At 59.7% G+C, this 22417-nt stretch carries 17 protein-coding genes and 1 pseudogene; 10 read left to right on the top strand and 8 right to left on the bottom strand.

Annotation, left to right across the window (positions count from 1 at the left end):
* The first annotated feature begins 284 nt into the window (after positions 1 to 284).
* The 4 genes from fixL (at position 285) to AX768_RS05070 (ending at position 6917) form a co-directional block, all read left to right on the top strand.
* Positions 285 to 2813, top strand: a complete 2529-nt coding sequence (gene fixL / locus AX768_RS05085) for an oxygen sensor histidine kinase FixL (RefSeq protein ID WP_061999045.1) — start codon at positions 285 to 287, stop codon at positions 2811 to 2813.
* Positions 2810 to 3457 carry an oxygen response regulator transcription factor FixJ gene (fixJ, locus tag AX768_RS05080; RefSeq protein WP_060816916.1) on the top strand — a complete coding sequence of 216 codons (648 nt, stop codon included), beginning with the start codon at positions 2810 to 2812 and terminating at the stop codon, positions 3455 to 3457. Before fixL ends, fixJ begins: the two co-directional genes overlap by 4 nt.
* A 277-nt stretch (positions 3458 to 3734) precedes the next feature.
* Positions 3735 to 4598, top strand: coding sequence for a bifunctional methylenetetrahydrofolate dehydrogenase/methenyltetrahydrofolate cyclohydrolase FolD (gene folD / locus AX768_RS05075; RefSeq protein WP_061999044.1), 864 nt, complete (start codon positions 3735 to 3737; stop codon positions 4596 to 4598).
* A 186-nt stretch (positions 4599 to 4784) separates the two neighbouring features.
* A complete protein-coding gene (locus AX768_RS05070) occupies positions 4785 to 6917 on the top strand; it encodes a M3 family metallopeptidase (protein ID WP_061999043.1) in 2133 nt (710 codons plus the stop codon).
* Positions 6918 to 6978: 61 nt separating this feature from the next.
* Here AX768_RS05070 and AX768_RS05065 read toward each other — a convergent pair whose 3' ends face one another.
* A complete protein-coding gene (locus tag AX768_RS05065; RefSeq protein ID WP_061999042.1) occupies positions 6979 to 8253 on the bottom strand; it encodes an amidohydrolase family protein in 1275 nt (424 codons plus the stop codon).
* Between the two features lie 236 nt (positions 8254 to 8489).
* Between AX768_RS05065 and AX768_RS05060 the strand changes: the two genes are divergently transcribed.
* The 3 genes from AX768_RS05060 to xth are packed head-to-tail and all read left to right on the top strand — an operon-like array spanning position 8490 to position 9892.
* Complete coding sequence (locus AX768_RS05060; RefSeq protein ID WP_061999041.1) at positions 8490 to 8798, top strand: type II toxin-antitoxin system RelE/ParE family toxin; 309 nt, start codon at positions 8490 to 8492, stop codon at positions 8796 to 8798.
* Positions 8795 to 9088: an addiction module antidote protein gene (locus tag AX768_RS05055; protein WP_061999040.1), complete on the top strand. Its 294-nt coding sequence runs from the start codon at positions 8795 to 8797 to the stop codon at positions 9086 to 9088. The genes AX768_RS05060 and AX768_RS05055 overlap by 4 nt, the downstream gene beginning before the upstream one ends.
* Positions 9089 to 9115: 27 nt before the next feature.
* Entirely contained in the window at positions 9116 to 9892 is a 777-nt protein-coding gene (gene xth / locus AX768_RS05050; protein ID WP_061999039.1) for an exodeoxyribonuclease III, read from the top strand.
* 33 nt (positions 9893 to 9925) lie between these two features.
* Here the strand turns inward: xth and ntrC are convergent, their stop codons facing one another.
* From ntrC to glnA, 3 genes are all read right to left on the bottom strand, one after another.
* Positions 9926 to 11425 carry a nitrogen regulation protein NR(I) gene (gene ntrC, locus AX768_RS05045; RefSeq protein ID WP_061999038.1) on the bottom strand — a complete coding sequence of 500 codons (1500 nt, stop codon included), beginning with the start codon at positions 11423 to 11425 and terminating at the stop codon, positions 9926 to 9928.
* Between the two features lie 145 nt (positions 11426 to 11570).
* Positions 11571 to 12716, bottom strand: a complete 1146-nt coding sequence (gene glnL, locus AX768_RS05040; RefSeq protein ID WP_061999037.1) for a nitrogen regulation protein NR(II) — start codon at positions 12714 to 12716, stop codon at positions 11571 to 11573.
* Between the two features lie 158 nt (positions 12717 to 12874).
* Positions 12875 to 14290, bottom strand: coding sequence for a type I glutamate--ammonia ligase (gene glnA, locus AX768_RS05035; protein WP_061999036.1), 1416 nt, complete (start codon positions 14288 to 14290; stop codon positions 12875 to 12877).
* A gap of 364 nt (positions 14291 to 14654) precedes the next feature.
* Between glnA and AX768_RS05030 the strand changes: the two genes are divergently transcribed.
* A complete protein-coding gene (locus AX768_RS05030; RefSeq protein ID WP_061999035.1) occupies positions 14655 to 15119 on the top strand; it encodes a rhodanese-like domain-containing protein in 465 nt (154 codons plus the stop codon).
* 26 nt (positions 15120 to 15145) lie between these two features.
* On the opposite strand, the gene AX768_RS05025 is transcribed toward AX768_RS05030, so the two are convergent.
* The 4 genes from AX768_RS05025 to AX768_RS05010 form a co-directional block, all read right to left on the bottom strand.
* Positions 15146 to 15958, bottom strand: coding sequence for a competence/damage-inducible protein A (locus AX768_RS05025; RefSeq protein ID WP_061999034.1), 813 nt, complete (start codon positions 15956 to 15958; stop codon positions 15146 to 15148).
* Between the two features lie 15 nt (positions 15959 to 15973).
* Positions 15974 to 16834: an EI24 domain-containing protein gene (locus AX768_RS05020; RefSeq protein ID WP_062000794.1), complete on the bottom strand. Its 861-nt coding sequence runs from the start codon at positions 16832 to 16834 to the stop codon at positions 15974 to 15976.
* A 245-nt stretch (positions 16835 to 17079) separates the two neighbouring features.
* The gene (locus AX768_RS05015) at positions 17080 to 18105 is read right to left on the bottom strand and encodes a sterol desaturase family protein (protein ID WP_061999033.1); all 1026 of its coding nucleotides are present in this window, start codon (positions 18103 to 18105) and stop codon (positions 17080 to 17082) included.
* A gap of 82 nt (positions 18106 to 18187) precedes the next feature.
* A complete protein-coding gene (locus AX768_RS05010; protein ID WP_061999032.1) occupies positions 18188 to 19210 on the bottom strand; it encodes a YVTN family beta-propeller repeat protein in 1023 nt (340 codons plus the stop codon).
* A 532-nt stretch (positions 19211 to 19742) separates the two neighbouring features.
* On the opposite strand from AX768_RS05010, the pseudogene AX768_RS34240 reads away from it, so the two are divergent.
* Both AX768_RS34240 and AX768_RS05005 read left to right on the top strand, forming a co-directional pair.
* Positions 19743 to 20357: pseudogene (locus AX768_RS34240) on the top strand (ESPR-type extended signal peptide-containing protein); the annotation flags it as partial.
* A 42-nt stretch (positions 20358 to 20399) separates the two neighbouring features.
* On the top strand, positions 20400 to 22364 hold the full coding sequence (locus AX768_RS05005; RefSeq protein ID WP_231941368.1) for a YadA family autotransporter adhesin: 1965 nt from the start codon (positions 20400 to 20402) through the stop codon (positions 22362 to 22364).
* The last annotated feature ends 53 nt before the right edge of the window (positions 22365 to 22417 follow it).

Raw genomic sequence — 22417 nt, 5'->3', positions numbered from 1 at the left:
AACGCTCTGTGAACAGACGACGCGAGCCTTATGGAAAACCACGGGATCAGCCGCGGAAAACAATGGGGACAAGCGCGCGTGCGGCAATTCTAAAGAGGCTATAAACGGTAACGCAAGCAATTTTTCGAATCATGAGAGGCAATCTCATAATGCGGAAAAATGCTGCAACGCACCGTGGGACAAGGACTTTTTGAGAGAGGTTTAGTGTCCTTGCAATCAAATGCCGGGCTTTTGAAGCCTTTTTACGCCTTTTAACAGTCCTTCGCTGCGTTACAATTGCGCGCATGTTGACCGACCGGCTTTTCGCACGCTCGGCCCGCTCGTCGAAGAAACTCAACGACACGGCGCCGACCCGCTGGCACCACGGACCGTGGTGGTCGAACTCGTATTTGCTCACGCCGCTGATATCCATTCTGGTGTTCCTCGTCGTGATGAGCCTCATCTTATGGAGCCTCAACCGGCGCGAGCAGCAGCAGCAAGAGGACACGCTGTATCGAAATGTCGCATGGGCGCAGCAGCAGATCCGGCTTTCCATGACCGGCGCGCAAGAACAGGTCCAGGCGCTCGCACGTGATATCGCGGCCGGCCACGGCGATCCCCAGTCGTTCCAGAGTTCCACGGGCGACATCATGCAGGGGCATCCCGAGATTCTCTACATGAACTGGTACACGGCGCTGCACAAACCGCGCTGGCCAAACACGCCGTTGCCCGTGCTGGGTTCGCGGCTCGCCAAACCCACGGACGCGCAGATGGACGACGCCGTCCAGGCCGCCTTTGACGAAGCCCGCACCACCCGCCGCCAGATTTACTCCCCCCTTATCTACGATGACGTCGGCAACGGCTACATCACGCTGCAGACACCGGTGTATCGCGATCGCGAGTTCCTGGGCTCGATAGCGGCGGTGTTTTCCATCGAAGGGATTCTGAAGCACGACATTCCCTCCGAGCTTTCCGCGAAGTACAAGATTTCCATCACCGATCTCAACAACCGCGAACTCGCCACGACGTCGACCCGGCCACGCTTGCCGCGCGACATGTTCTACGATTTGCCGCTCGATCCGCCGGGACAAGGGGTGTCGGTACGCGTTTATTCGTTCCCGCAACTCACCAATTTCACCAACAACACGCTCGTCTGGCTCGTCGCCGGGTTGTCGTGTTTCGTGTTGTGGAGCTTGTGGAGTCTCTGGAAACACACGCGGCAACGTTTCGAAGCGCAGCAGGCGCTTTACGCCGAAGCATTCTTTCGCCGCGCGATGGAAAACTCGGTGCTGATCGGCATGCGCGTGCTCGACATGCACGGCCGGATCACGCACGTGAACCCGGCGTTTTGCCGCATGACGGGCTGGGACGAAAGCGATCTGGTCGGCAAGGTGGCACCCTTCCCGTACTGGCCGAAAGACGCGTACCCCGAGATGCAGCGGCAACTCGACATGACATTGCGCGGCAAGGCGCCATCGTCCGGATTTGAACTGCGCGTGCGTCGCAAGGACGGTTCGTTCTTCCATGCACGGCTTTACGTGTCGCCGCTGATCGACAGTTCGGGACGCCAGACGGGCTGGATGTCTTCCATGACCGACATCACCGAGCCGCGCCGCGCCCGCGAGGACCTCGCCGCTGCGCACGAGCGCTTCACGACCGTGCTCGAAAGCCTCGACGCCGCCGTGTCCGTGCTAGCCGCCGACGAAGCCGAACTGCTGTTCGCGAACCGCTATTACCGGCATTTGTTCGGCATCCGTCCGGACGGCCATCTCGAACTTGCGGGCGCGGGTTTCGATACGGCCCAGGCGTCGTCCGATTCCATCGATATGGTCGATACCTACGCCGGCCTGCCCGCCACTGCGCTGACCGAAAGTACATCGGACGCGCAGGAAGTGTATGTGGAAGGCATCCAGAAATGGTTCGAAGTACGCCGCCAGTACATCCAGTGGGTGGACGGTCACCTCGCACAGATGCAGATCGCGACCGACATCACCACGCGCAAACAAGCGCAGGAACTCGCCGATCAGCAGGAAGAAAAGCTGCAATTCACCAGCCGCCTGATGACGATGGGCGAGATGGCGTCATCGCTTGCGCATGAACTGAATCAGCCGCTCGCCGCGATCAATAACTACTGTTCGGGTTGCGTCGCGCTCGTGAAATCGGGGCGGATGACGCAGGACGCGCTGCTGCCCGTGCTCGAAAAAACCGCGCAGCAGGCGGTGCGTGCGGGCATGATCATCAAGCGCATCCGCGAATTCGTGAAGCGCAGCGAGCCAAAGCGGCAGCCGACGCGTGTCAGTGACATCGTGGCGGACGCCGTGGGTCTTGCGGAAATCGAAGCACGCAAGCGCAAGATCCGAATACTCACCGAAATCCGTTCGCGCATGCCGGTGATCCATGTGGACCCGGTGCTGATCGAACAAGTGCTCGTGAACTTGCTGAAGAACGCGGCCGAAGCCATGCACGACGCCAAGCCGAACGCCGTCGATCCGGTGATCCGCGTGGTCGTGCAGCGCACCGACGGCGGTTTCGTATGCATCAGCGTGGTCGACCAGGGGCCGGGCGTGGACGAAGCCACCGCCGAGCGCCTGTTCGAGCCCTTCTACAGCACCAAGTCGGACGGCATGGGCATGGGGCTGAATATTTGCCGGTCGATCATCGAATCGCATCGTGGACGGCTTTGGGTGGTGAACAATATCGACACCGCCGGCCAGGTCACGGGCGCGACATTCCATTGCAGTTTGCCAATCGGAGAAGCCGACAGTCCGGGTAATAGCGGGCAGGAGGCTCTCAGCCATCAACCCACACAACAAACTGTTACGGGAGAGCTATGAGCACAGTCACCACTCAGGAAACGGTGTTTGTCGTCGACGACGACGAGGCCGTGCGTGATTCTTTGCGCTGGCTGCTTGAAGCCAATGGCTACCGCGTCTCGTGTTTCGCGAGCGCTGAAGCGTACCTCGATGCTTACCTCCCGATCGCCCATTCCGGCGCGATCTCGTGCCTGATACTCGATGTGCGCATGTCCGGCATGAGCGGTCTCGAGTTGCAGGAAAAGCTGATCGCCGAGAATTCGCTGCTGCCGATCATCTTCGTGACGGGTCACGGCGACGTGCCCATGGCTGTCTCGACCATGAAGAAGGGCGCGATGGATTTCATCGAAAAGCCGTTCGATGAAGCCGAGTTGCGCAAGCTCGTGGAACGCATGCTCGACAAGGCGCGTACCGAAAGCTCGAGCGTGCAGCAGCAGCGTGCTGCGGCCGAGCGGCTGGGCAAACTGACTGCGCGCGAACACCAGGTGCTTGAGCGGATCATCGCGGGGCGCCTGAACAAGCAGATCGCCGATGACCTCGGAATCAGCATCAAGACGGTCGAGGCACATCGGGCGAATATCATGGAGAAGCTTTCCGTGAATACCGTTGCCGACTTGCTGAGGCTCGCGCTTTCCAACAAGCCGCAGACGCAGCAGGCGCAGTAAGGTTTTACCGTTACATCGGCGCGCCGGTTATCAGGCCGGCGGCGCCGGTGTTGCAACTTCGCCGAACGATCGGCTTGCGCGTTCAGCATTCGCTACGAACGCGCCTCAACACCAGCTTTTACCCTTCCCGGCACCTCTCCCCATACAAATCCGCCGAGCCATGGCGGGTATAATTCAAGTCTGACCGCAACGTTACGCCTGTGGAATTCCATCGGCACGACAGCCTCCCGCGCTCTGCGCCCTTCAAGCACCCGGCGGCCTCCCCGCCCAGATTCCTATGACTGCCCAAATCATCGACGGCAACGCCCTCTCCAAGACCATTCGCGCCGATGTCGCTTCACGCGCCGCCGCGTTGACCGCCCGTGGCCAGCAGCCGGGCCTCGCCGTTGTCCTCGTCGGCGAAAATCCGGCCAGTGAAGTCTACGTGCGCAACAAGGTCAAGGCGTGCCAGGACAACGGCCTGCATTCCGTGTTCGATCGTTACCCGTCCACGCTCACGGAAAGCGAATTGCTGACCCGAATCGACGACCTGAACAACGATCCGAACGTCCACGGCATTCTGATCCAGCTGCCGCTGCCGAAACATATCGACAGCCACAAGGTCATCGAAGCAATCGCGCCGGCGAAGGATGTCGACGGCTTCAACGTCGAGAATGCGGGCGCCCTGATGACCGGCAAGCCGTTGTTCCGTCCCTGCACCCCCTATGGCGTGATGAAGATGTTCGAGGCGCACAAAATCGCGCTGGAAGGCGCGAATGCGGTCGTGATCGGGCGCTCGAACATCGTCGGCAAGCCGATGGCCATGCTGCTGCTCGAAGCCGGCGCCACGGTCACCATCACGCACAGCAAGACGCGCGATCTGGCGGCGCTCACGCGCCACGCAGATGTGGTCGTCGCGGCGACGGGCCGGCGCAACATCCTGACCGCGGATATGCTCAAGCCAGGCGCAACGGTAATCGATGTCGGCATGAACCGGGACGAAAACGGCAAACTGTGCGGCGACGTGGACTTTGCGAATGTAAAGGATGTTGCCGGATTCATTACGCCGGTGCCGGGCGGTGTCGGGCCGATGACGATCACCATGCTGCTGGTGAATACCATCGAAGCTGCGGAACGAACAATGCAGCAGGACCGCGACTGATTCACCGCGCGACGCTCGTGCCTGTCAAGTGCGTGATGCATCAATCGCCGCCGTAGTCAGAAACGATTTGAGAATTGGCCAAGGCGTCCCCACAATAGATTGATCACCGTCAATTCGGCGCGTTACGTTTGTCGGGCGCGCCGTTGTGTTTTTTCTTAAAGATTTTCATCCGAGACCGGGAGAGTCATGTCCAGTTCGACACCATCGAATACCGCGAATCAAGCTCAGTCCCAAGTCCAGGGCAACCCGCTGCTCGACTTCTCCGACCTGCCCCTTTTCAACGATATCAAGCCTGAACACGTCACGCCCGCGCTCGACGTGCTGCTCGCCGACGCAAAAGCCGCGGTCGATCATGCCGCCGCGCCCGAAACACCGGCGACGTGGCATGACATCGTGGAAAGTGTCGAGCGCGCGAGCGAACGGTTGTCACGTGCCTGGGGCGTCATCGGCCACTTGAACGCCGTCGCCGATACCCCCGAATTGCGCGCCGCCCATGCCGAAAATCTGCCGCGCGTGACCGAGTTCTCAGCAAGTGTTGGGCAGAATCTGGCGCTCTACGAGAAATACAAGGCCATCGCCGCGAGCGACGAACACGCAACACTCACAGCCGAGCAGAAGAAGCTGCTCAGCAATGAATTGCGCGGTTTCCGTTTGTCAGGCGCCGAGTTGCCCGAGGACAAGAAACCACGCTTCGCGCGTCTGCAGGAAGAACAGGCGGCGCTGTCGAAGGCATTTTCCGATCACGTGCTCGATGCCACCAATGCGTTTTCGTACATCGTGACGAATGAAAGCGAGCTTGCGGGCTTGCCGGAAGACGTGATCGAGGCTGCGCGCGAAGCCGCGCAGAAAGAAGGCGTCGAAGGCTGGAAGTTCACGCTGCATTTCCCGTCGTATTTCCCGGTCATGCAATACGCCGAACACCGGCCCCTGCGTGAAGCGATGTATCGCGCGTATGTGACGCGGGCGTCCGAGCTCGGCGCGAACTACGGCCGAGGCAAGCCCGAATGGGACAACACGGCGAACGTGGTCGAGCAATTGAAGCTGCGCGACGAAGAAGCGCACGCGCTCGGCTACCAGAATTTCGCCGAGGTTTCCCTCGCGCCGAAGATGGCCGAGTCGCCGGCGCAAGTGGTCTCGTTCCTGGAAGACCTCGCGGTGCGCGCACGTCCGCACGCGGAACAGGACTGGATGGAGTTGCGCGCGTTCGCCGCGACCGAACTCGGCATGCCGGAACTGCAGCCTTGGGATTCGACCTTCGCCGCCGAACGTCTGCGCCAGCAACGCTACTCGTTTTCCGAAAACGAAGTGAAGCAATACTTCCCGCAGGAAGCCGTGTTGAAGGGCTTGTTCAAGGTCACGGAGACCTTGTTCGGCGTTTCGATTCGTCGCGATGAAGCTCCCGTCTGGAACCAGGACGTGCGCTTTTTCCGCGTCGAGAACAAGGACGGCTCGCTGGTCGCGCAGTTCTATCTCGATCTGTACGCGCGCGAAGGCAAGCGTGGCGGCGCATGGATGGACGATGCCCGCTCACGCCGCAAGAGCCAGGATGGCGGCGTGCAGACACCGGTTGCGTACCTGACCTGCAACTTCTCGGCGCCAGTCGGTGGAAAGCCCGCCTGCTTCACACACGACGAAGTCATCACCCTGTTCCACGAATTCGGCCATGGGTTGCATCACATGCTTACGCGCGTCGATGAACTCGGCGTCTCCGGCATCAATGGCGTCGAATGGGACGCGGTCGAGCTGCCGTCGCAATTCATGGAGAACTTCTGCTGGGAATGGGACGTCCTCACCGACATGTCCGGTCACGTCGATACGGGCGCCACGTTGCCGCGCGAACTCTTCGACAAGATGCTGGCAGCCAAGAACTTCCAGAGCGGCCTGGGCACATTGCGCCAGATCGTACTGTCCATGTTCGACATCCAGCTTCACAGCAACTACGATCCGGCAGGCGCTACCAACGTCAACGACTTCGCGCGTGAGATCAACGAGCGTTTCCACGTCGTGCCACAGGCGCCCTTCTCACGCTGGACCAATACCTTCACGCATATTTTCGCGGGCGGGTACGCGGCGGGGTACTACAGCTACAAGTGGGCGGAAGTGTTGTCGGCGGATGCTTACGCGGCTTTCGAAGAAGCGGCGAAGCTCGGCGGCGGTTCAGTGCTGGATGCAGAAACGGGTATCCGGTATCGTCGCGAGATTCTCGAGGTTGGCGGGAGCCGGCCAGCAATGGACTCGTTCAAGGCGTTCCGCGGCCGTGAGCCGAATATCGATGCGCTGTTGAGGCATAACGGCATGTCGCCGACCGCTGCGCATTGATTGTTTTTTTGAGTTGATGAAGCGGTCCCTCTCGGGGCCGCTTTTTTTTTGGTCAACGGCTTTAGCGGTCCAGCCTGAAATTCACTTCCGCCGGCCGCCCCTCGAGGCTCAACTTCGCCCGCATCGACGGTGAACGGCTGATCACCTTCCCTCGTCGAAGCACAGCCGTGCGTGCCGCCCGTAGTCGAATCGCTTCGACAGGATCACGCGCGTCCAGCACCACGCAATCCGCGTTGTTACCCACGGCAATCCCATATCCTTCGATACCCAGGATCTTCGCCGGTGTCGCAGTCACCGCTTCGAACGCGGCGCGCATTGCGTCGATGCCCGTCATCTGCGCCACGTGCAATCCCATATGCGCCACCTCGAGCATGTCGCCGGAACCGAGGCTGTACCAGGGGTCCATCACGCAGTCGTGGCCAAACGCAACGTCGACGCCCGCCGCCATCAGTTCAGGCACGCGCGTCATGCCGCGACGCTTCGGGTAAGTATCGGCGCGCCCCTGCAGCGTGATGTTGATCAGCGGATTTGCGATTGCGGCCACGCCCGAATCGCGGATCAACGGGATCAGCTTGCTCACGTAGTAGTTGTCCATGGAGTGCATGGAAGTCAAGTGCGAACCGGTCACACGCCCCTGCAACCCCAGCCGATGCGTCTGCGCCGCCAGCGTTTCGATATGCCGCGACATGGGGTCATCGGATTCATCGCAATGCATGTCTACGCGCAAGCCCTTCTCTGCTGCGAACTCGCACAACAGCCGCACAGACTCGGCGCCGTCGGCCATCGTGCGCTCGAAATGCGGAATGCCGCCGACGACGTCGACGCCCATCGATATTGCACGCTTCAAATTCTCGAAAGCGCCTTTGCTGCGCAAGATGCCGTCTTGCGGGAACGCAACGAGTTGCAGGTCGAGATATGGCTTCACTCGACGCTTCACTTCACGCAGCGCTTCCACCGCAAGCAGACGCGGATCGCACACGTCGACATGAGAACGGATCGCGAGCAGACCGCGTGCGACGGCCCAGTCGCAATATTGCATCGCTCGGTCGACCAGCGCCTCTTGCGTGAGCTCAGGCTTCAGTTCACCCCACAATGCGATGCCTTCCAGCAACGTTCCCGACGCGTTCACGCGCGGCAAGCCGTAGGACAGCGTAGCGTCCATGTGGAAATGCGCATCGATGAACGGCGCCGTGACGAGAGCACCCGCAGCGTCGATTTCTTCAGGCGCCGTGGCGTCGAGCCGCGGCTCGATGGCGGCAAAGCGGCCGTCTTTGATGCCGATATCCACAGGATCGCGCGAGTGGGCGAGCGCGGCGCGTCGAATGATCAGGTCCATGGGGCTCGTCCTTTCGCTGAGGTGTTCTGGACATTGTAGCGGGACAGAAAGAAGAATTTCGAGCGTACGGGCCGCGTTAGCCATTCGGTCGACTTCAAGAGCGAGGGCGCGCAGGTCAAAGTAATCCCTGTGATCTGACTGCCACACCCCACTAAACGATATCTTGAATCACTGTATCCAATGAGATACACTCGATGCCAGATATCCCGCTCGACTCTTACTCGGGATTCACGTGCATGACCAACACCATCAATCAAACGCGTGAATTTTCAGGTTGGCTGTTGAGCGTAAAAGACCTGAGCGCACGTGCCACGATCCTGGTCCGGATCAAGCGCGCAGCGAAGGGTAATTTTGGCGATTGCCACGATGTTGGCGAAAGCGTCTGGGAAATGCGGATCCACACCGGCGCGGGGTATCGTGTTTACTATGTGCGCGACGGCCTGAGCGTCTATCTCTTGTTAGCAGGCGGCTGCAAGCAAGGGCAAGTAGCGGATATCGCCCGAGCGAAGGCCATGTGGCAGCGAATCAGACAGGAACGGAAATGAACTCCACTCAAATTTCAGCATTCGACGCATCCGACTATCTCGACAGCGAAGAGGCCATCGCAGCTTATCTGAATGAAGCGCTTGCTTCGGGCGACTCGGATATTCTGCTCTCGGCGCTTGCCGACGTCGTAAAGGCACGCGGCATGTCGAAGGTCGCCTCCGACGCCGGCGTGCAGCGCGAAAGCCTTTACAAGTCGCTCTCCGAAGGCGCGAAACCCCGGTTCGAAACCATCCAGAAAGTAGCGGCCGCGCTGGGCGTCAAACTCGTCGCCGTGCCGCTGCATCACTGATCAGAGTCAAACCCAAACATTTACTTCATGAAAATTGCCACTTGGAACGTCAACTCCCTCAAAGTCCGCCAGCAGCACGTTATCGACTGGCTGGCAACGAGCGGCGTCGATGTGCTGTGCCTGCAGGAACTCAAACTCACTGACGACAAATTTCCCGTGGCCGAACTCGAAGCCGCTGGCTACAAGAGCTGGTACGCAGGCCAGAAGACCTACAACGGCGTCGGTATTCTGGTGCGCAGCAGTTTGAGCGTCGATGAAACCACGATCGTGCGCAACATCCCCGCGTTCGAGGATCCGCAACAACGCGTGATTGCCCTGACGGTCGAAGGCGTCCGGATCATCTCGGCCTATTTTCCGAATGGACAAGCGCCCGGCACCGAAAAGTTCGCATACAAGATGCGTTGGCTGGAAGCGCTGCGCGACTGGATAGAAGTTGAAATGAAAACCTATCCGCAACTGGCGCTGCTCGGCGACTACAACATCGCGCCGGAAGACCGCGACGTTCACGATCCAAAAGCATGGGAAGGCCAGAACCTCGTTTCGCCCGATGAGCGTGCGCACTTCGTGCAACTTATCGACCTCGGTCTCACCGATACTTTCCGCAAATTCGAGCAGCCGGAGAAACTATTCACTTGGTGGGATTATCGGATGCTCGGATTCCGCCGTAACGCGGGGTTGCGCATCGATCACATTCTGGCGACGGCGGAACTCGCCGCACGCTGCACTGCATGCGAAGTCGACAAGGTGCCGAGAAAGTGGGAACAGCCGTCGGATCACGCACCGGTTATCGCGACCATTGATTGAATGAAGCGGGGACGAAATCGTCCCCGCTTCACGTCACGCGTCCAGATGCAGTTCCTGGATCTTGCGTGTGATCGTATTGCGGCCAATGCCCAGGCGCTCAGCCGCTTCCACCTTGCGGCCACGCGTGAAATCGAGGGCCTCGCGAATCACCGCGGCTTCAAACCGTCGAGCGAGTTCGTCCATGACATCGGCGGTATTTTCGCGCAACAGTCGCGCGACCTCAGTACGCAAGCCGTTTTCCCAGATGCTCGCGGCAATGCCGGCCGGTGCAGCGCCGAGTGCAACCGGCGCGCCATTCGGACCACTCGCCAAACCCGAGCTCGTTCCGCCCTCCACCGCCGACGCTGTGAGCGCCGTACTCTCGCCGGCATATTCCTGAGTCGGCGTGAGATCGGGCGGCAGATCCTTGCGCTCGATGGTCTGCGCCGGCGCCATCACGGTCAGCCAGTTGCAGAGGTTCTCAAGCTGCCGTACGTTGCCCGGAAACGGCAGCGACGCAAGGAACGCCAGCGCATCTTCAGACACGCGCTTGGGTTCCACACCGAGGTCGCGCGCACTCTTTTGCAGGAAATGGCGGGTGAGCAGCGGAATGTCCTCGCTACGTTCGCGCATCGCGGGAAGCCTCAAACGGATGACGTTCAGCCGGTGATACAAGTCCTCGCGAAACAAGCCCTGGCGTACACGAGACTCAAGGTTCTGATGAGTGGCCGCGATCACACGAACATTCGCCTTCAACGGGTTGTGCCCGCCTACGCGATAAAACTGGCCGTCGGATAACACGCGCAACAGACGTGTCTGAAGATCGAACGGCATGTCGCCGATTTCATCAAGGAACAGCGTGCCGTTTTCCGCCTGCTCGAAGCGCCCCTGACGCATGGCCTGCGCGCCCGTGAACGCGCCACGTTCGTGACCGAACAACTCGGACTCGAGCAGGTCCTTCGGAATCGCCGCGGTGTTCAGCGCGATGAAGGGCCCGTTCGCGCGCGGGCTATGGCGGTGCAGCGCGCGGGCGACAAGCTCCTTTCCGGTGCCTGATTCGCCCGTGATGAGCACGGTGGCGGCGGAATGTGACAGACGGCCGATCGCGCGAAACATGTCCTGCATCGCCGGAGCCTGGCCCAGCATCTCGGGCGTTTCGGTGACGCTGTTGTCGTAGGCGGCTTCGCCGCGCATGCTTTCATCGACCGCGCGGCGGATGAGTTCGACCGCCTTGTCCACGTCGAACGGCTTGGCGAGATACTCGAACGCGCCACCCTGGAACGCGGCGACGGCGCTGTCGAGATCGGAGAACGCCGTCATGATGATGACCGGCAGACCGGGCAGCTTGTCGCGCACCGTTTGCAGCAATTCGAGGCCCGAGCCACCCGGCATGCGAATGTCGGACACGAGCACTTGCGGGCTTTCCTGTTCGAGTGCGGTCAGCGCGTCGCGGACGCCGGAAAAACTGCGCGTCGCGAAGTTCTCTCTTGCGAGGGCTTTTTCAAGCACCCAGCGGATGGATTGGTCATCGTCTACTATCCAGATCGGCTTCATATAGTTCGGCGAGATGTCTTCGTGTGGTTCGGTTTAAGCCCGTCGAAACGGTCAGGCGCATGAGCGCTTTTCAAGATATCGATGAACCCTCGTGATTGATCGTTGAATGACTGCCGCGATTGCGTTGGTTGCCGGGCGAGGCCGTTCATCCTTCGAACGGCAACAGGATCGTGAATTCGGTGCAGCCTGGCTTGCTTTCCACTTCGATCAACCCGTCGTGTTGCTGCACGAAAGTTTGCGCAAGCGTGAGGCCAAGTCCGCTGCCGTCTTCTCGTCCTGATACGAGCGGATAAAAGATCCGGTCGCGTATCTCTTCCGGGATGCCAGGACCGTTGTCAGTGATATGCAAGTCCAGTGCCAGTTTGTGTAAGCGTTTGCCGATTGTCACCTTGCGCGCGATGCGTGTGCGCAATTCGATACGTGCATCGCCTTGCGAAATCCGTTCGCGCAGCGCTTCTGCCGCGTTTCGAACGATGTTGAGCAGCGCCTGGATAAGCTGCTCCTTGTCGCCGCGCAGGTCGGGCACGCTCACGTCGTAATCGCGGTCGAGCGTGAGGCCACGCGGAAACTCCGCGAGAATCACAGCGCGCACGCGCTCGCACACCTCATGGATATTCACATCGCCCACGATATGCGGATGCCGGTGCGGTTCAAGCAACCGGTCGACCAATGTCTGCAGCCGGTCCGATTCCTTGATGATCACTTGCGTGTATTCGCGCAGTTCATCGCGCTCACGCGCGCCGAGTTCGAACTCCAGCAGTTGTGCAGCGCCTCGAATACCGCCAAGCGGATTCTTGATTTCGTGCGCGAGATTGCGGATCAGTTGCTTGTTGACCGCGGTCAGATCGTGAATACGTTCTTCGCGGTCGGTCTTCAGGTGCCGCTCGTTCTCGAAGAGTTCGAGCAGCACGTAATTGGGCGCTACTTCCAGATAAGCGACGATCGCATGAACATGCAGCGGCTCGCGACCGGGGCGTTCGAGCACGGCATCGAGATGGGTCGCGTTAAACCTGTGATCGGCAATGGACGCAATGGTCGTCACCAGCTCGTCTGCGTTGGCGAACAATTCGGGCCACGCAGTTTGAGCCAGTTGCCTGCGCGAGCGTTCCAGCATGGCTTCCGCCGACGGATTCGCAAATGCGATCTTCAGCGTCGACTTGTCCAGCACGAGCACGACCGTGGGCAACGCTTCCATGCCCGGCAGCAGATTGGTGGCGACGAGCGTCGCGTCGTCGGACAGCGAATTGTCGGGAGGACTCTTTCTCGCCTTGATGAGATTCTTGAGAACCATCGTGCAGTGAGACCCGGTCTTGAAACTGGTGAGACGAAGATCCGGCGATTAAAAAAGGGACGGCGCGCCGTCCCTTTTTCGTTCACCTGACACTTCTGCTTCGCATCGAGCGGCATGCTTTTCCGACTACCGGAAACTGAAGCACGCGCGCCATCCGCTTACAGCGAGTAGTACATCTCGAATTCGATCGGATGCACAGCCTGGCGATAGCGCTGCAATTCCGTCGTCTTCAATTCGATATACGCGTCGAGCATCGAATCCGTGAACACGCCACCGACCGTCAGGAACTCGCGGTCAGCGTCGAGTGCGTCGAGCGCCTGATCCAGGCCGGCACACACGGTCGGAATCTTTGCATCTTCTTCCGGCGGCAGGTCATACAGGTTCTTGTCTGCTGCTTCGCCCGGATGGATCTTGTTCTGCACGCCGTCGAGACCGGCCATCATCAGCGCCGAGAAACACAGGTACGGGTTTGCCATCGGATCCGGGAAACGCGTTTCGATACGGCGGCCCTTCGGATTCGACACGTGCGGAATGCGGATCGATGCCGAACGGTTCTTGGCCGAGTAAGCGAGCTTCACCGGTGCTTCGAAGTGCGGCACGAGACGCTTGTACGAGTTCGTCGACGGGTTCGTGATCGCGTTCAGCGCGCGAGCATGCTTGATGATCCCGCCGATGTAGAACAGCGCGAATTCCGACAGACCCGCATAACCGTCGCCGGCGAACAGGTTCTTGCCGTCCTTCCAGATCGACTGGTGAACGTGCATGCCCGAACCGTTGTCGCCAACGATCGGCTTCGGCATGAACGTTGCCGTCTTGCCGTACGTGTGCGCCACGTTCTGTACGATGTACTTCAGTTGTTGCGTCCAGTCAGCGCGCTGAACCAGCGTCGAGAACTTCGTGCCGATTTCGTTCTGGCCTTGACCTGCTACTTCATGGTGATGCACTTCGACCGGGATGCCGATTTGCTCGAGCAACAGGCACATTTCCGAACGGATGTCCTGGAACGTGTCGACCGGCGCAACCGGGAAGTAACCGCCCTTCGTGCCGGGACGGTGACCAGTGTTGCCGCCTTCGAATTCCATCGACGACGACCACGGCGCCTCTTCCGAACCCACCTTGACGAAGCAGCCCGACTGGTCTGCACTCCAGCGCACCGAGTCGAAAATGAAGAATTCCGGCTCCGGACCGAAGAACGCTGCGTCGCCGAGACCCGAGCTCTTCAGGTAGGCTTCAGCGCGTTTTGCCAGCGAACGCGGGTCGCGTTCATAGCCCTTGCCGTCCGACGGTTCCACGACGTCGCACGACATCACGAGCGTCGACTCTTCATAAAACGGGTCGATAAACGCAGTGTCCGCATCCGGGATCAGCAGCATGTCCGACGCTTCGATGCCCTTCCATCCGGCGATAGACGAACCGTCGAAAGCGTGGCCGCTTTCAAATTTGTCTTCGTCGAATGCCGAGACCGGCACCGAAACGTGTTGCTCTTTACCGCGCGTGTCGGTGAAACGGAAGTCGACAAACTTGACGTCCTCGTCCTTGACGAGTTGCATGACGTCGGCCACGGATTTGCTCATTACCTATCTCCTGATTAACAAAATCGACGAAACTTTATTCGCCGCCTAACCGATTCGAAACCATCGGCATAGTCAAAAGCAGCTTCCATGCCAACTGCACCATTATTGCGCTAAGCAGTTGAAGCTGCGCGCTTTTTCGGGGAAGCCGCACACACTTGAAAACTTCGCATCTACTGCAGCAAACCCCAAATGCACTTTTTTAGTGCATAGAGGCCAGCAACTCATAACGTTAGCACTGATTCAGGGCGATTCACACTCTGCGCACCTTTTTGATGCGCGTCCATAGTCTTACGTTGCGCGCTTTGATACCACCATCGGCACGCTAGAATGCCTCATTAAAATGTCCGATTGGAGACCTTCGTTCATGAGCACGCTCGAACAGTTGTATTCCCAGGGTACAGGCCGCGCTGCTGAGAATCAGCTTTCCTACGCCGGCGCTATTCTTCCGGCGGAAGCCTTTGAGCTTCTGCAACTCGATCCTTCTGTGCGCCTTGTCGACGTCCGCACGCGCGCTGAACTGGATTGGGTCGGTCGTCCTGCCATCGATACTGCGCAGTACACGCACATCGAATGGATCCAATACCCGGGGTCCGTTCCAAACGCGGCCTTCATCGAGCAATTACGCGAGGTCGCCGCGCCTGATACACCGATCCTGTTTCTCTGCCGCAGCGCTGCACGCTCAAAGCTTGCGGCCGTAGCGGCAGAAAAGGCAGGCTTCACAAAAGCCTTCGACCTGCTAGAAGGCTTTGAAGGCGACAAGGACGCCCAAGGTCACCGCAAGACCATTTCGGGATGGTGCTTTCGCGGCCTGCCCTGGCTTGGCGCATGAATCGTTGAGCCAGCGCCGGCTCAGCCTTAGTGGCCCGCGCCCGGCTCGACTTCGACTATCTCGCCGCCTAGCGCAGTCACGCCCTCGCGCAGCCGTTCGAACGCCGCATTGGCCGCCTCCGGCTCACCCTTCACGCCGAGATCGATATGGGCGCGCCCGAACACTTCACCGCGCGAGGCATCCCCGACGCTCGGCAAGCTGAAAACGCGCACGCCCGCAAAATCGTTTTCAATGGATTCCATGAGCGGCGTAATGCGCGATTCAGGCAAGCCAAATACGAACAGCGACCGCTCGACATATGGCGTCGCGTGATGCAAATCGGTGTATTTGGTATCGAGCACCCATTCGATCATCGGCCACGCCATGACCGGAAATCCCGGCACGAAATGAACGTCGCCGACCGAAAATCCGGGAATGCGGTTGTAGCTGTTGGGAATGATGCTCGCTCCCATCGGAAACGTTCCCATGTTCAACCGGTGCAGGTTGTCCGGTGCGTTCAGGTCGGCGGGTTTGTCGCCCGCCGTTTCGCGGATGCGCGCGCGAATCAGCTCGGCCGCTTCCGGATGCAATTCAAGCGGCACGCCCAGTGCCGCCGCCGCGCACTGGCGCGTGTGATCGTCGGGCGTGGCGCCGATACCCCCGGTCGAGAACACAACGTCGCCCGATGCAAACGCCCGCTTGAGCGTGGCTGTAATCCGCTCACGGTCATCGCCTATATATTCGGCCCAATCCAGCGCCAGACCGCGCGCCGACAAAAATTCGATAACTTTTGGCAGATGCTTGTCGGACCTTCGGCCGGACAAGATTTCGTCACCAATGATGATCACGCCAAAGCCCATGAATGCTCCCTGATCTTAGTAATTAGCCGGAGTGTGCAACTCGGCAGCCGCGCCATGACCGCTCAGCGCAGGCGCTGTAGCGGTTTCGATGCGCAAGCGCTCGAGCGCATGCAAGCAATAATGTGCAAACCAGAGCGCCGAAAAAACCAGAATAAATGCGTAAATCCAGATGGTCGCCGCGGCGACGATCGGGAACAACGGCAGCAGCCATACTGACCACGCCCACAACATCGTCGGCAGAGACCCCAGCAAACCGCTGACCACACCAATACCAAACAGCGGCCAACGCGAGCGCCGCACGATCGTGCGCCGCTCGTCTGCGCTGGCGTGCATCGCGAGCGCGTCATAAGTCATCACCCGGTACGTCAGCCAACCCCACAGCACGGGCGGAATGATTGCGAAAAACGGCGGAATCAGCCATAGCGGCAGCGTGACGACCAACAGCACGAGGCACACGACGGTAGTGACGACCGAATGCCCGAGACTGCCGTACCACGATCCGCCCCGCCGCATCTCAAGCGATGCGTACTGGCGCCGTGTCAGCAGCTTGATCACGGACGGCATTGAAAGCGTCGCGATGAGCAGCAGAATGGTCACCACGATCAACGGGATTGCCATGATCACGATGAAAAACGGCGCGATCACGGCATGCAGCGATGAGAACCCGACAGAATCGAAGAGTCGGTACATAGCCGATGTAAATGCCCAGCCGTCGAGCCAGTCACGCGCGGCGCCCGTCAGCGTTTGCCAGAAAAACCACAAGACAGCGCCCCATGCGACCGTCGCCACGGCGAAGGGCATGAACGTCAGCCAGAGCATCCTCGGATGAAACGCGTTCGCGAGAGCACGCACGAACGAACGCAGCAAGTCATTCATGCGGAGATCGTTTGAGAGAGGGAAAGAAGCTAGGATAAACCAGAGCGCGCGTTGCGCGCTGCTCGTCCGGATGGCTAACGCCGGCGTTGCAAAAAACATCGCCGGTTGCAGGCCGACAACACAAATTCAAGCTGCGCGAGAGCGAACTGCCTGCGTCGTGCACCGGTCAGTCCCAAAGAGAGCAACGCCGTGTCAGACTGCAAAAAATTGCGAAAACAGCAAAAAGCTCTCTAGAGAACGGCCCGCTAAACCGCTGTGGCGTCAGAGTCGGACCCGGGCGCGCGCATTGCCCGGTGGGATGCTATGCGTTCTCCGATCCGTTTGAACGCCAGCCAGTGCTGCGCAATGAAACCGTCCCCGTAATCGCGTCCCGGTGCGTCCGGACTGGCCAGTTGATCCCGGATACCGGTCGGCTCGAGCTCGCGATTCCACGACACGCTCCTGAACATCATGTCCCACCACGGCAGCAGCACGCCGAAGTTGCATCCGTACGCCGTACCTTCGTGGCCATATCCGATCGCGTGATGCCGTCTGTGAAACGAAGGGCTGACCAGCAGACGTTCGCCCAACCAGCCGAGATACACGCGGATATTGGCGTGCTGAATACTTTGCATGAGATTGGTGATCGCGACGAGCACGACGAATTGCGAAGGCGGCACGCCAATCACCAGCGCGATGGCAGCAAAGAAACCCGCTTGCATGATGTCGTCGAGCAAATGGTTCCGGTCGTCGGTCCAAAGCGACATTTTTTGCTGGCTGTGATGAACCGCGTGCAGCTCCCACCAGATACCGATTCGATGTTCCATCCGGTGATACCAATAGCCGGCAAAATCAAGCACGACCAGATAGATTGCGAATGCAACGATGGGTTCAGAGGTGACACCCGGCCAAAGATTGTCGAGCTGGAGGTTCGCTATATTGTGAATCCGCAGCCAGCTTTGAAAACTGTCGAAGAACGGCTGGAAGGTAAAGAAAAAGAACACGTTCAGAATGCCAAGCTTGACGATCCACGTATAGAGTGCGTCTACGCGCACGCCTTTCCTGTTTTCCCATTTCTCCGCCGGACGGAGCGCCTCCAGCGGTCTGAGGATCGCGTACATGACAAGCACTTCGAACACACCCACGATCACCCAATAGAGCGCGTCGTACGTGTCTTCGTCATAGCCCATCAAGCCGACCTTGAACAGGAGCGGCTGCACGACATCGATGTACAGGGATGTCTGAATTGTCGAGACAACCGTGTCGAGCACGGAAATGATGGATTGAAACATGAAACTCCGTAACCGTTACCAGGCGCTGCCGGCACAGCATCGCCCTTCAACCTCAACGTGACTCGCGACCCAGCCCCTCGCCTCAGCCGCCGTTCGGGCCAAACACCGGCGCCCGGTCGTAAAAATAGATGCCATGCGGCGAACGGCCCACAGCGATTGTCTGTATGAGCTTGCGATTTGTCAGATCAATGATTCCGACTTTCTTCGCGAACCGGAACGTTACCCAAAGATAGCGTTTGTCAGCGGAAAGTTCCATATCGTCCGGACCGGGAAGCAGACCGGTGATGTCGCCGACATTTGTGAGCGAATCCTGGTCAATGACGCTAATTGTGCTCGCGACGCGATTTGACACCACGACATGCTTGCCGTCCGCCAGCGAGCGGAAGTTATGCGCGCCGTTCCCGGTCTTGATTGTCTTGACGATCTTCTGGTTACGCCAATCCACCACGGCGACGTAATCCGCGCCTGTCATGCCAACCAGCATGTACTTGTCGTTCGGCGTCATCCAGAGACCGGCGGGCACCGGCCCCACCTTCATCTTCCATTTCACGGTCTGCGTTGCCAGATCAATAGCTGCGATCTCGCCGGATACCTGTAGCGAAATGAACGCAGTCTTGCTGTCGTTCGTGAACGCGATATGGCTCGGCATGACCGCGAGCGGGATGCGCTTTGCGATCGAAATATTCTTGCCGTCATAGCGGTAGATGTCCAGCCGGTCGAGCCGCAAGCCGGTTGACACAAACCACTTGTTGTCCGGCGAAAAACCGACCTGATACGGGTCCTCGATATTTTCGACCCAGCGCTGAGGCTTGCCTGTTTTCGGGTCCACGAACATCAGGTTGTTCGACACCGAGTTCGCCACGATCAGCGACGAATTGTCCGGTGTTGCCATCAAATGATGCGGCTCCTTGCCGGTCGGAATGGTGGCCACGACCTGGCGAGTTGCTTCGTCGATGAGACTGAGCGTGGCTTCGCCTGAATTCAGCACGATCACGTTGTTGGCGTGGGCCGGCGCGGTGACGGAAAACACCGAGAGCAATGCCGCAGTGACTGCAGTCGCGCGGGAGAAACGAGTACGAAGGCGAGTACGAAGAAAATTGCGCATGAAAACTCAAGTCAGAAATCAGTCGACATTGTAGAACGTTTGCGCTTTTGAGAGGTTGAGCGGACGCAGGTTTTCCACGTTTTGTTGGCAATACCGCGCAAACGCCGGCGCGGTCACGTGCAAAGTTCGATGCCGCAAAAAACATCACCAGTCCACCGGCTCGACAACTGCCCCGAAGAGAAGCAGCCAAGCAACAGTGGAAAACGACGACGAAAATCTACCAGACATCACAAATTTTCACACTTAAATCACTTAGTTTGCAATACGAACCATTTATCCGGCTCGCCCACTCAAATTAAGAAAGATCGTGTATATCGCCGGCGTTACAACGCGGATGATCCCGAGCTTCTGAGTCCGAAGCGCAGCATGCAGGAAGCTTGTCCAACGCCCAAGCGGGCCAGAATTTGCGAGGCGGGAGATCCTCGTTACCAGGAACGGTCACGTCCAATTCCGACCATCATCCGGACCCAGCGCGACCTGTTCCATCGATCAACCGACAAGTATTTGTCAAATTGTTAGACATCCTTCTTTCATGAATAGAATTTTCAAAGCAGTCTGGAACGAATCTTCCGGTACCTGGGTGGCAGCATCCGAGACTTCCAAATCGCATTCCAAGCGATCCTCTTCTGCAGGCAAGCTCGCGATCGTGCATGCGGTAATGGTCGGGGGCTTCCTCGTCGGGAGCTCGGCTCAGGCGCAAGCAGTTGACGACTGGGCGGGCGTCGGCTCCGGAAGCGACTCCACTCGCGTTGGGCCTACTGCCAGCGCCAATGGCGAACGTTCAACCGCTGTTGGCTTTGCCGCTGAAGCGGATGGCACGAGATCGAGTGCATTTGGAAATCGAGCAAGATCCACGGGAAGCGGGTCCACCGCAGTCGGTTTTGACGCGCAGTCAGCCGGCAATGGTTCCTTAGCAATCGGAAACTCGTCGGCAGCACAGGGCCTGGCGACAGTGGCCGTCGGCAACTACTCATTCGCGCTTGGCGACAGCAGCGTGGCCCTGGGTGACGGCGCGACCGCTTCCGCAGATCAGGCCATCGCCTTGGGAGCCCTTTCCAGTGCAACTTCCGCAGGCACCACGGCCATCGGTGCAAACTCTACCGCAAGCGGCGTCAACTCTGCCGCTCTTGGAAACAGCGCAACGGCTGAGGGAGCTTATGCTACAGCCGTTGGCAACAACGCCTCGGCAGTGGGCTCCGATTCGTTCGCAGCAGGAAACTATGCCGCGGCGAATGGCGTCAATGCCATCGCAGTCGGTTCAGATACCGTCGCGGCTGACAACGCCGTCGCTGTGGGTTCGGCCGCTGTGGCGAGGACTGACTCCGTCGCGGTCGGCGCAAACGCTACATCAATGGGCGAGAGCGCAGTCGCCCTAGGCAACAGCGCTCAGGCGTCAGGTGCAAACGCCACTGCAACAGGCGCAGATGCCGTCGCCAGCGGCGCCAATGCTGCAGCATACGGAAGCGGCGCCGCGGCGACGGGCGACAATTCAGCTGCAATCGGCAATGCGGCTTCGGCTCAAGGATCCGGCTCGCTGGCCGCAGGAAACTACGCAACCGCAAACGGCGTGAATGCCATTGCGGTCGGTACGAACTCGGGCGCCGCCGACAACGGCGTGGCGGTGGGTTCGAGCACCATTGCGACGGCCGGCTCTGTTGCGGTGGGCGCAAACGCCGTCGCCACGGCCGAGACGTCGGTTGCCGTCGGCGACAACGCCCAGGCGTCGGGCATCAACTCCACTGCGACCGGCGCAAATGCCGCTGCCGGCGGCGCCAGCGCTGCCGCGTACGGAAGCAACGCCGCAGCGACGGGCGACAACTCAGCCGCAATTGGCAATGCGGCTTTGGCGCAAGGCGCCAATTCGGTGGCCGCGGGAACTTACGCAACTGCAAACGGGGTGAATGCCATCGCAGTCGGTGCAAACTCGGGCGCCGGCGATAACGCGGTTGCAGTGGGTTCTGCTGCCGCCGCAAGGGCTAACTCGGTGGCTATCGGCACAAACGCGTCGGCGACCGCGGATAACAGCGTCGCGCTCGGCGCCGGATCGTCGGCCGCCATCGGCGCTCAAAGCGGCTATGCGGCTTTCGGCTTGTCGGCACCGCAAACATCGACCGGCGAAGTCAACGTCGGCGGCCGCACGATCAGCGGCGTTTCCGCCGGCGCGCTGGATACGGACGCGGTCAACGTCGCACAGTTGAAGGCGGTCAGTGACCAGGCAACAGCAGCGGCTGCAACGGCAACTACTACTGCCGACGGCGCAGTCAAATACGACCGCAATACGGACGGCTCGGTCAACCATGACAGCGTGACGCTCGAAGGCACAAGCGGCACCGTGCTCCACAACGTCGCAGCCGGCGTGGATACGACCGACGCAGTGAACGTAGGACAGCTCAACGATGCAATCGGTCAGGTTAACGCATCGGTTGGCGATGCAGTCAACAATGCAGTTGCGAACGCGGTAAGCAATGCGGTCATCGACGCGAAGGACCCCTTGTTCAGCGCTGACGGTGATCGCAGCGTGGACGCGGCATCGGCAACCGGCACGCTTGCGGTTGCAGTAGGCGCGAAGGCAGTCGCAACGGGCGCTGGATCAGTCGCCATGGGCAATGGCGCTCAGGCTACAGCTGACAACGCAATGGCATTGGGTCAAAACGCACTCGCGAGCGGCACGGGTTCGGTTGCCGTGGGTAACGGCGCCCAGGCAACTGCGGCCAATTCAGTCGCCCTCGGACAGAGCTCTGTCGCGGATCGTGCGAATACCGTGTCGGTCGGTGCGGCAGGCAGCGAACGCCAGATCACGAACGTCGCGGCAGGCACGCAAGGCACTGATGCTGTCAACGTCAACCAGTTGAACCAGAGCGCAGGCAGCACGCTCAAGTCAGCCAACGACTACACCGACTCGAAGACGGAAGGCACGCGTCGCGACGCGTATGCGGGTACGGCGTCGGCCTTGGCAGTCGCGGGTTTGCCGCAAGCAGTACTGCCGGGCCGCGGCATGGTGGCAATTGGCGGCGGCACGTATGGCGGTCAATCCGCAGTCGCGGTCGGCGTATCGCAGCTCTCCGAGAACGGCATCTGGGCGTACAAGGTCAGCGGCACCACGAGCACGCGGGGCCAGTTTGGCGTCTCGGTTGGCGCGGGAATGCACTGGTAAGCCACAGCAGTCAATAAGAGGAAGTGTCGCGGGCATGCAAAAAGCCCGCGACA

Origin of the sequence: Burkholderia sp. PAMC 28687 (genome assembly GCF_001577465.1) — a bacterium.
Classification (GTDB): domain Bacteria; phylum Pseudomonadota; class Gammaproteobacteria; order Burkholderiales; family Burkholderiaceae; genus Caballeronia.
Note: the sequence above shows the minus strand (reverse complement) of the source record. Positions and strands in the feature narration are given on the sequence as shown.

Coding starts and splice junctions, on each gene's coding strand:
- AX768_RS05020 (WP_062000794.1), bottom strand. CDS start 16,834: ATGAATGACTTGCTGCGTTCGTTCGTGCGTGCTCTCGCGAACGCGTTT.
- AX768_RS05060 (WP_061999041.1), top strand. CDS start 8,490: ATGACCAACACCATCAATCAAACGCGTGAATTTTCAGGTTGGCTGTTG.
- AX768_RS05015 (WP_061999033.1), bottom strand. CDS start 18,105: ATGTTTCAATCCATCATTTCCGTGCTCGACACGGTTGTCTCGACAATT.
- fixJ (WP_060816916.1), top strand. CDS start 2,810: ATGAGCACAGTCACCACTCAGGAAACGGTGTTTGTCGTCGACGACGAC.
- AX768_RS05025 (WP_061999034.1), bottom strand. CDS start 15,958: ATGGGCTTTGGCGTGATCATCATTGGTGACGAAATCTTGTCCGGCCGA.
- AX768_RS05055 (WP_061999040.1), top strand. CDS start 8,795: ATGAACTCCACTCAAATTTCAGCATTCGACGCATCCGACTATCTCGAC.
- AX768_RS05065 (WP_061999042.1), bottom strand. CDS start 8,253: ATGGACCTGATCATTCGACGCGCCGCGCTCGCCCACTCGCGCGATCCT.
- AX768_RS05030 (WP_061999035.1), top strand. CDS start 14,655: ATGAGCACGCTCGAACAGTTGTATTCCCAGGGTACAGGCCGCGCTGCT.
- fixL (WP_061999045.1), top strand. CDS start 285: ATGTTGACCGACCGGCTTTTCGCACGCTCGGCCCGCTCGTCGAAGAAA.
- AX768_RS05070 (WP_061999043.1), top strand. CDS start 4,785: ATGTCCAGTTCGACACCATCGAATACCGCGAATCAAGCTCAGTCCCAA.
- AX768_RS05010 (WP_061999032.1), bottom strand. CDS start 19,210: ATGCGCAATTTTCTTCGTACTCGCCTTCGTACTCGTTTCTCCCGCGCG.
- folD (WP_061999044.1), top strand. CDS start 3,735: ATGACTGCCCAAATCATCGACGGCAACGCCCTCTCCAAGACCATTCGC.
- glnL (WP_061999037.1), bottom strand. CDS start 12,716: ATGGTTCTCAAGAATCTCATCAAGGCGAGAAAGAGTCCTCCCGACAAT.
- glnA (WP_061999036.1), bottom strand. CDS start 14,290: ATGAGCAAATCCGTGGCCGACGTCATGCAACTCGTCAAGGACGAGGAC.
- xth (WP_061999039.1), top strand. CDS start 9,116: ATGAAAATTGCCACTTGGAACGTCAACTCCCTCAAAGTCCGCCAGCAG.
- ntrC (WP_061999038.1), bottom strand. CDS start 11,425: ATGAAGCCGATCTGGATAGTAGACGATGACCAATCCATCCGCTGGGTG.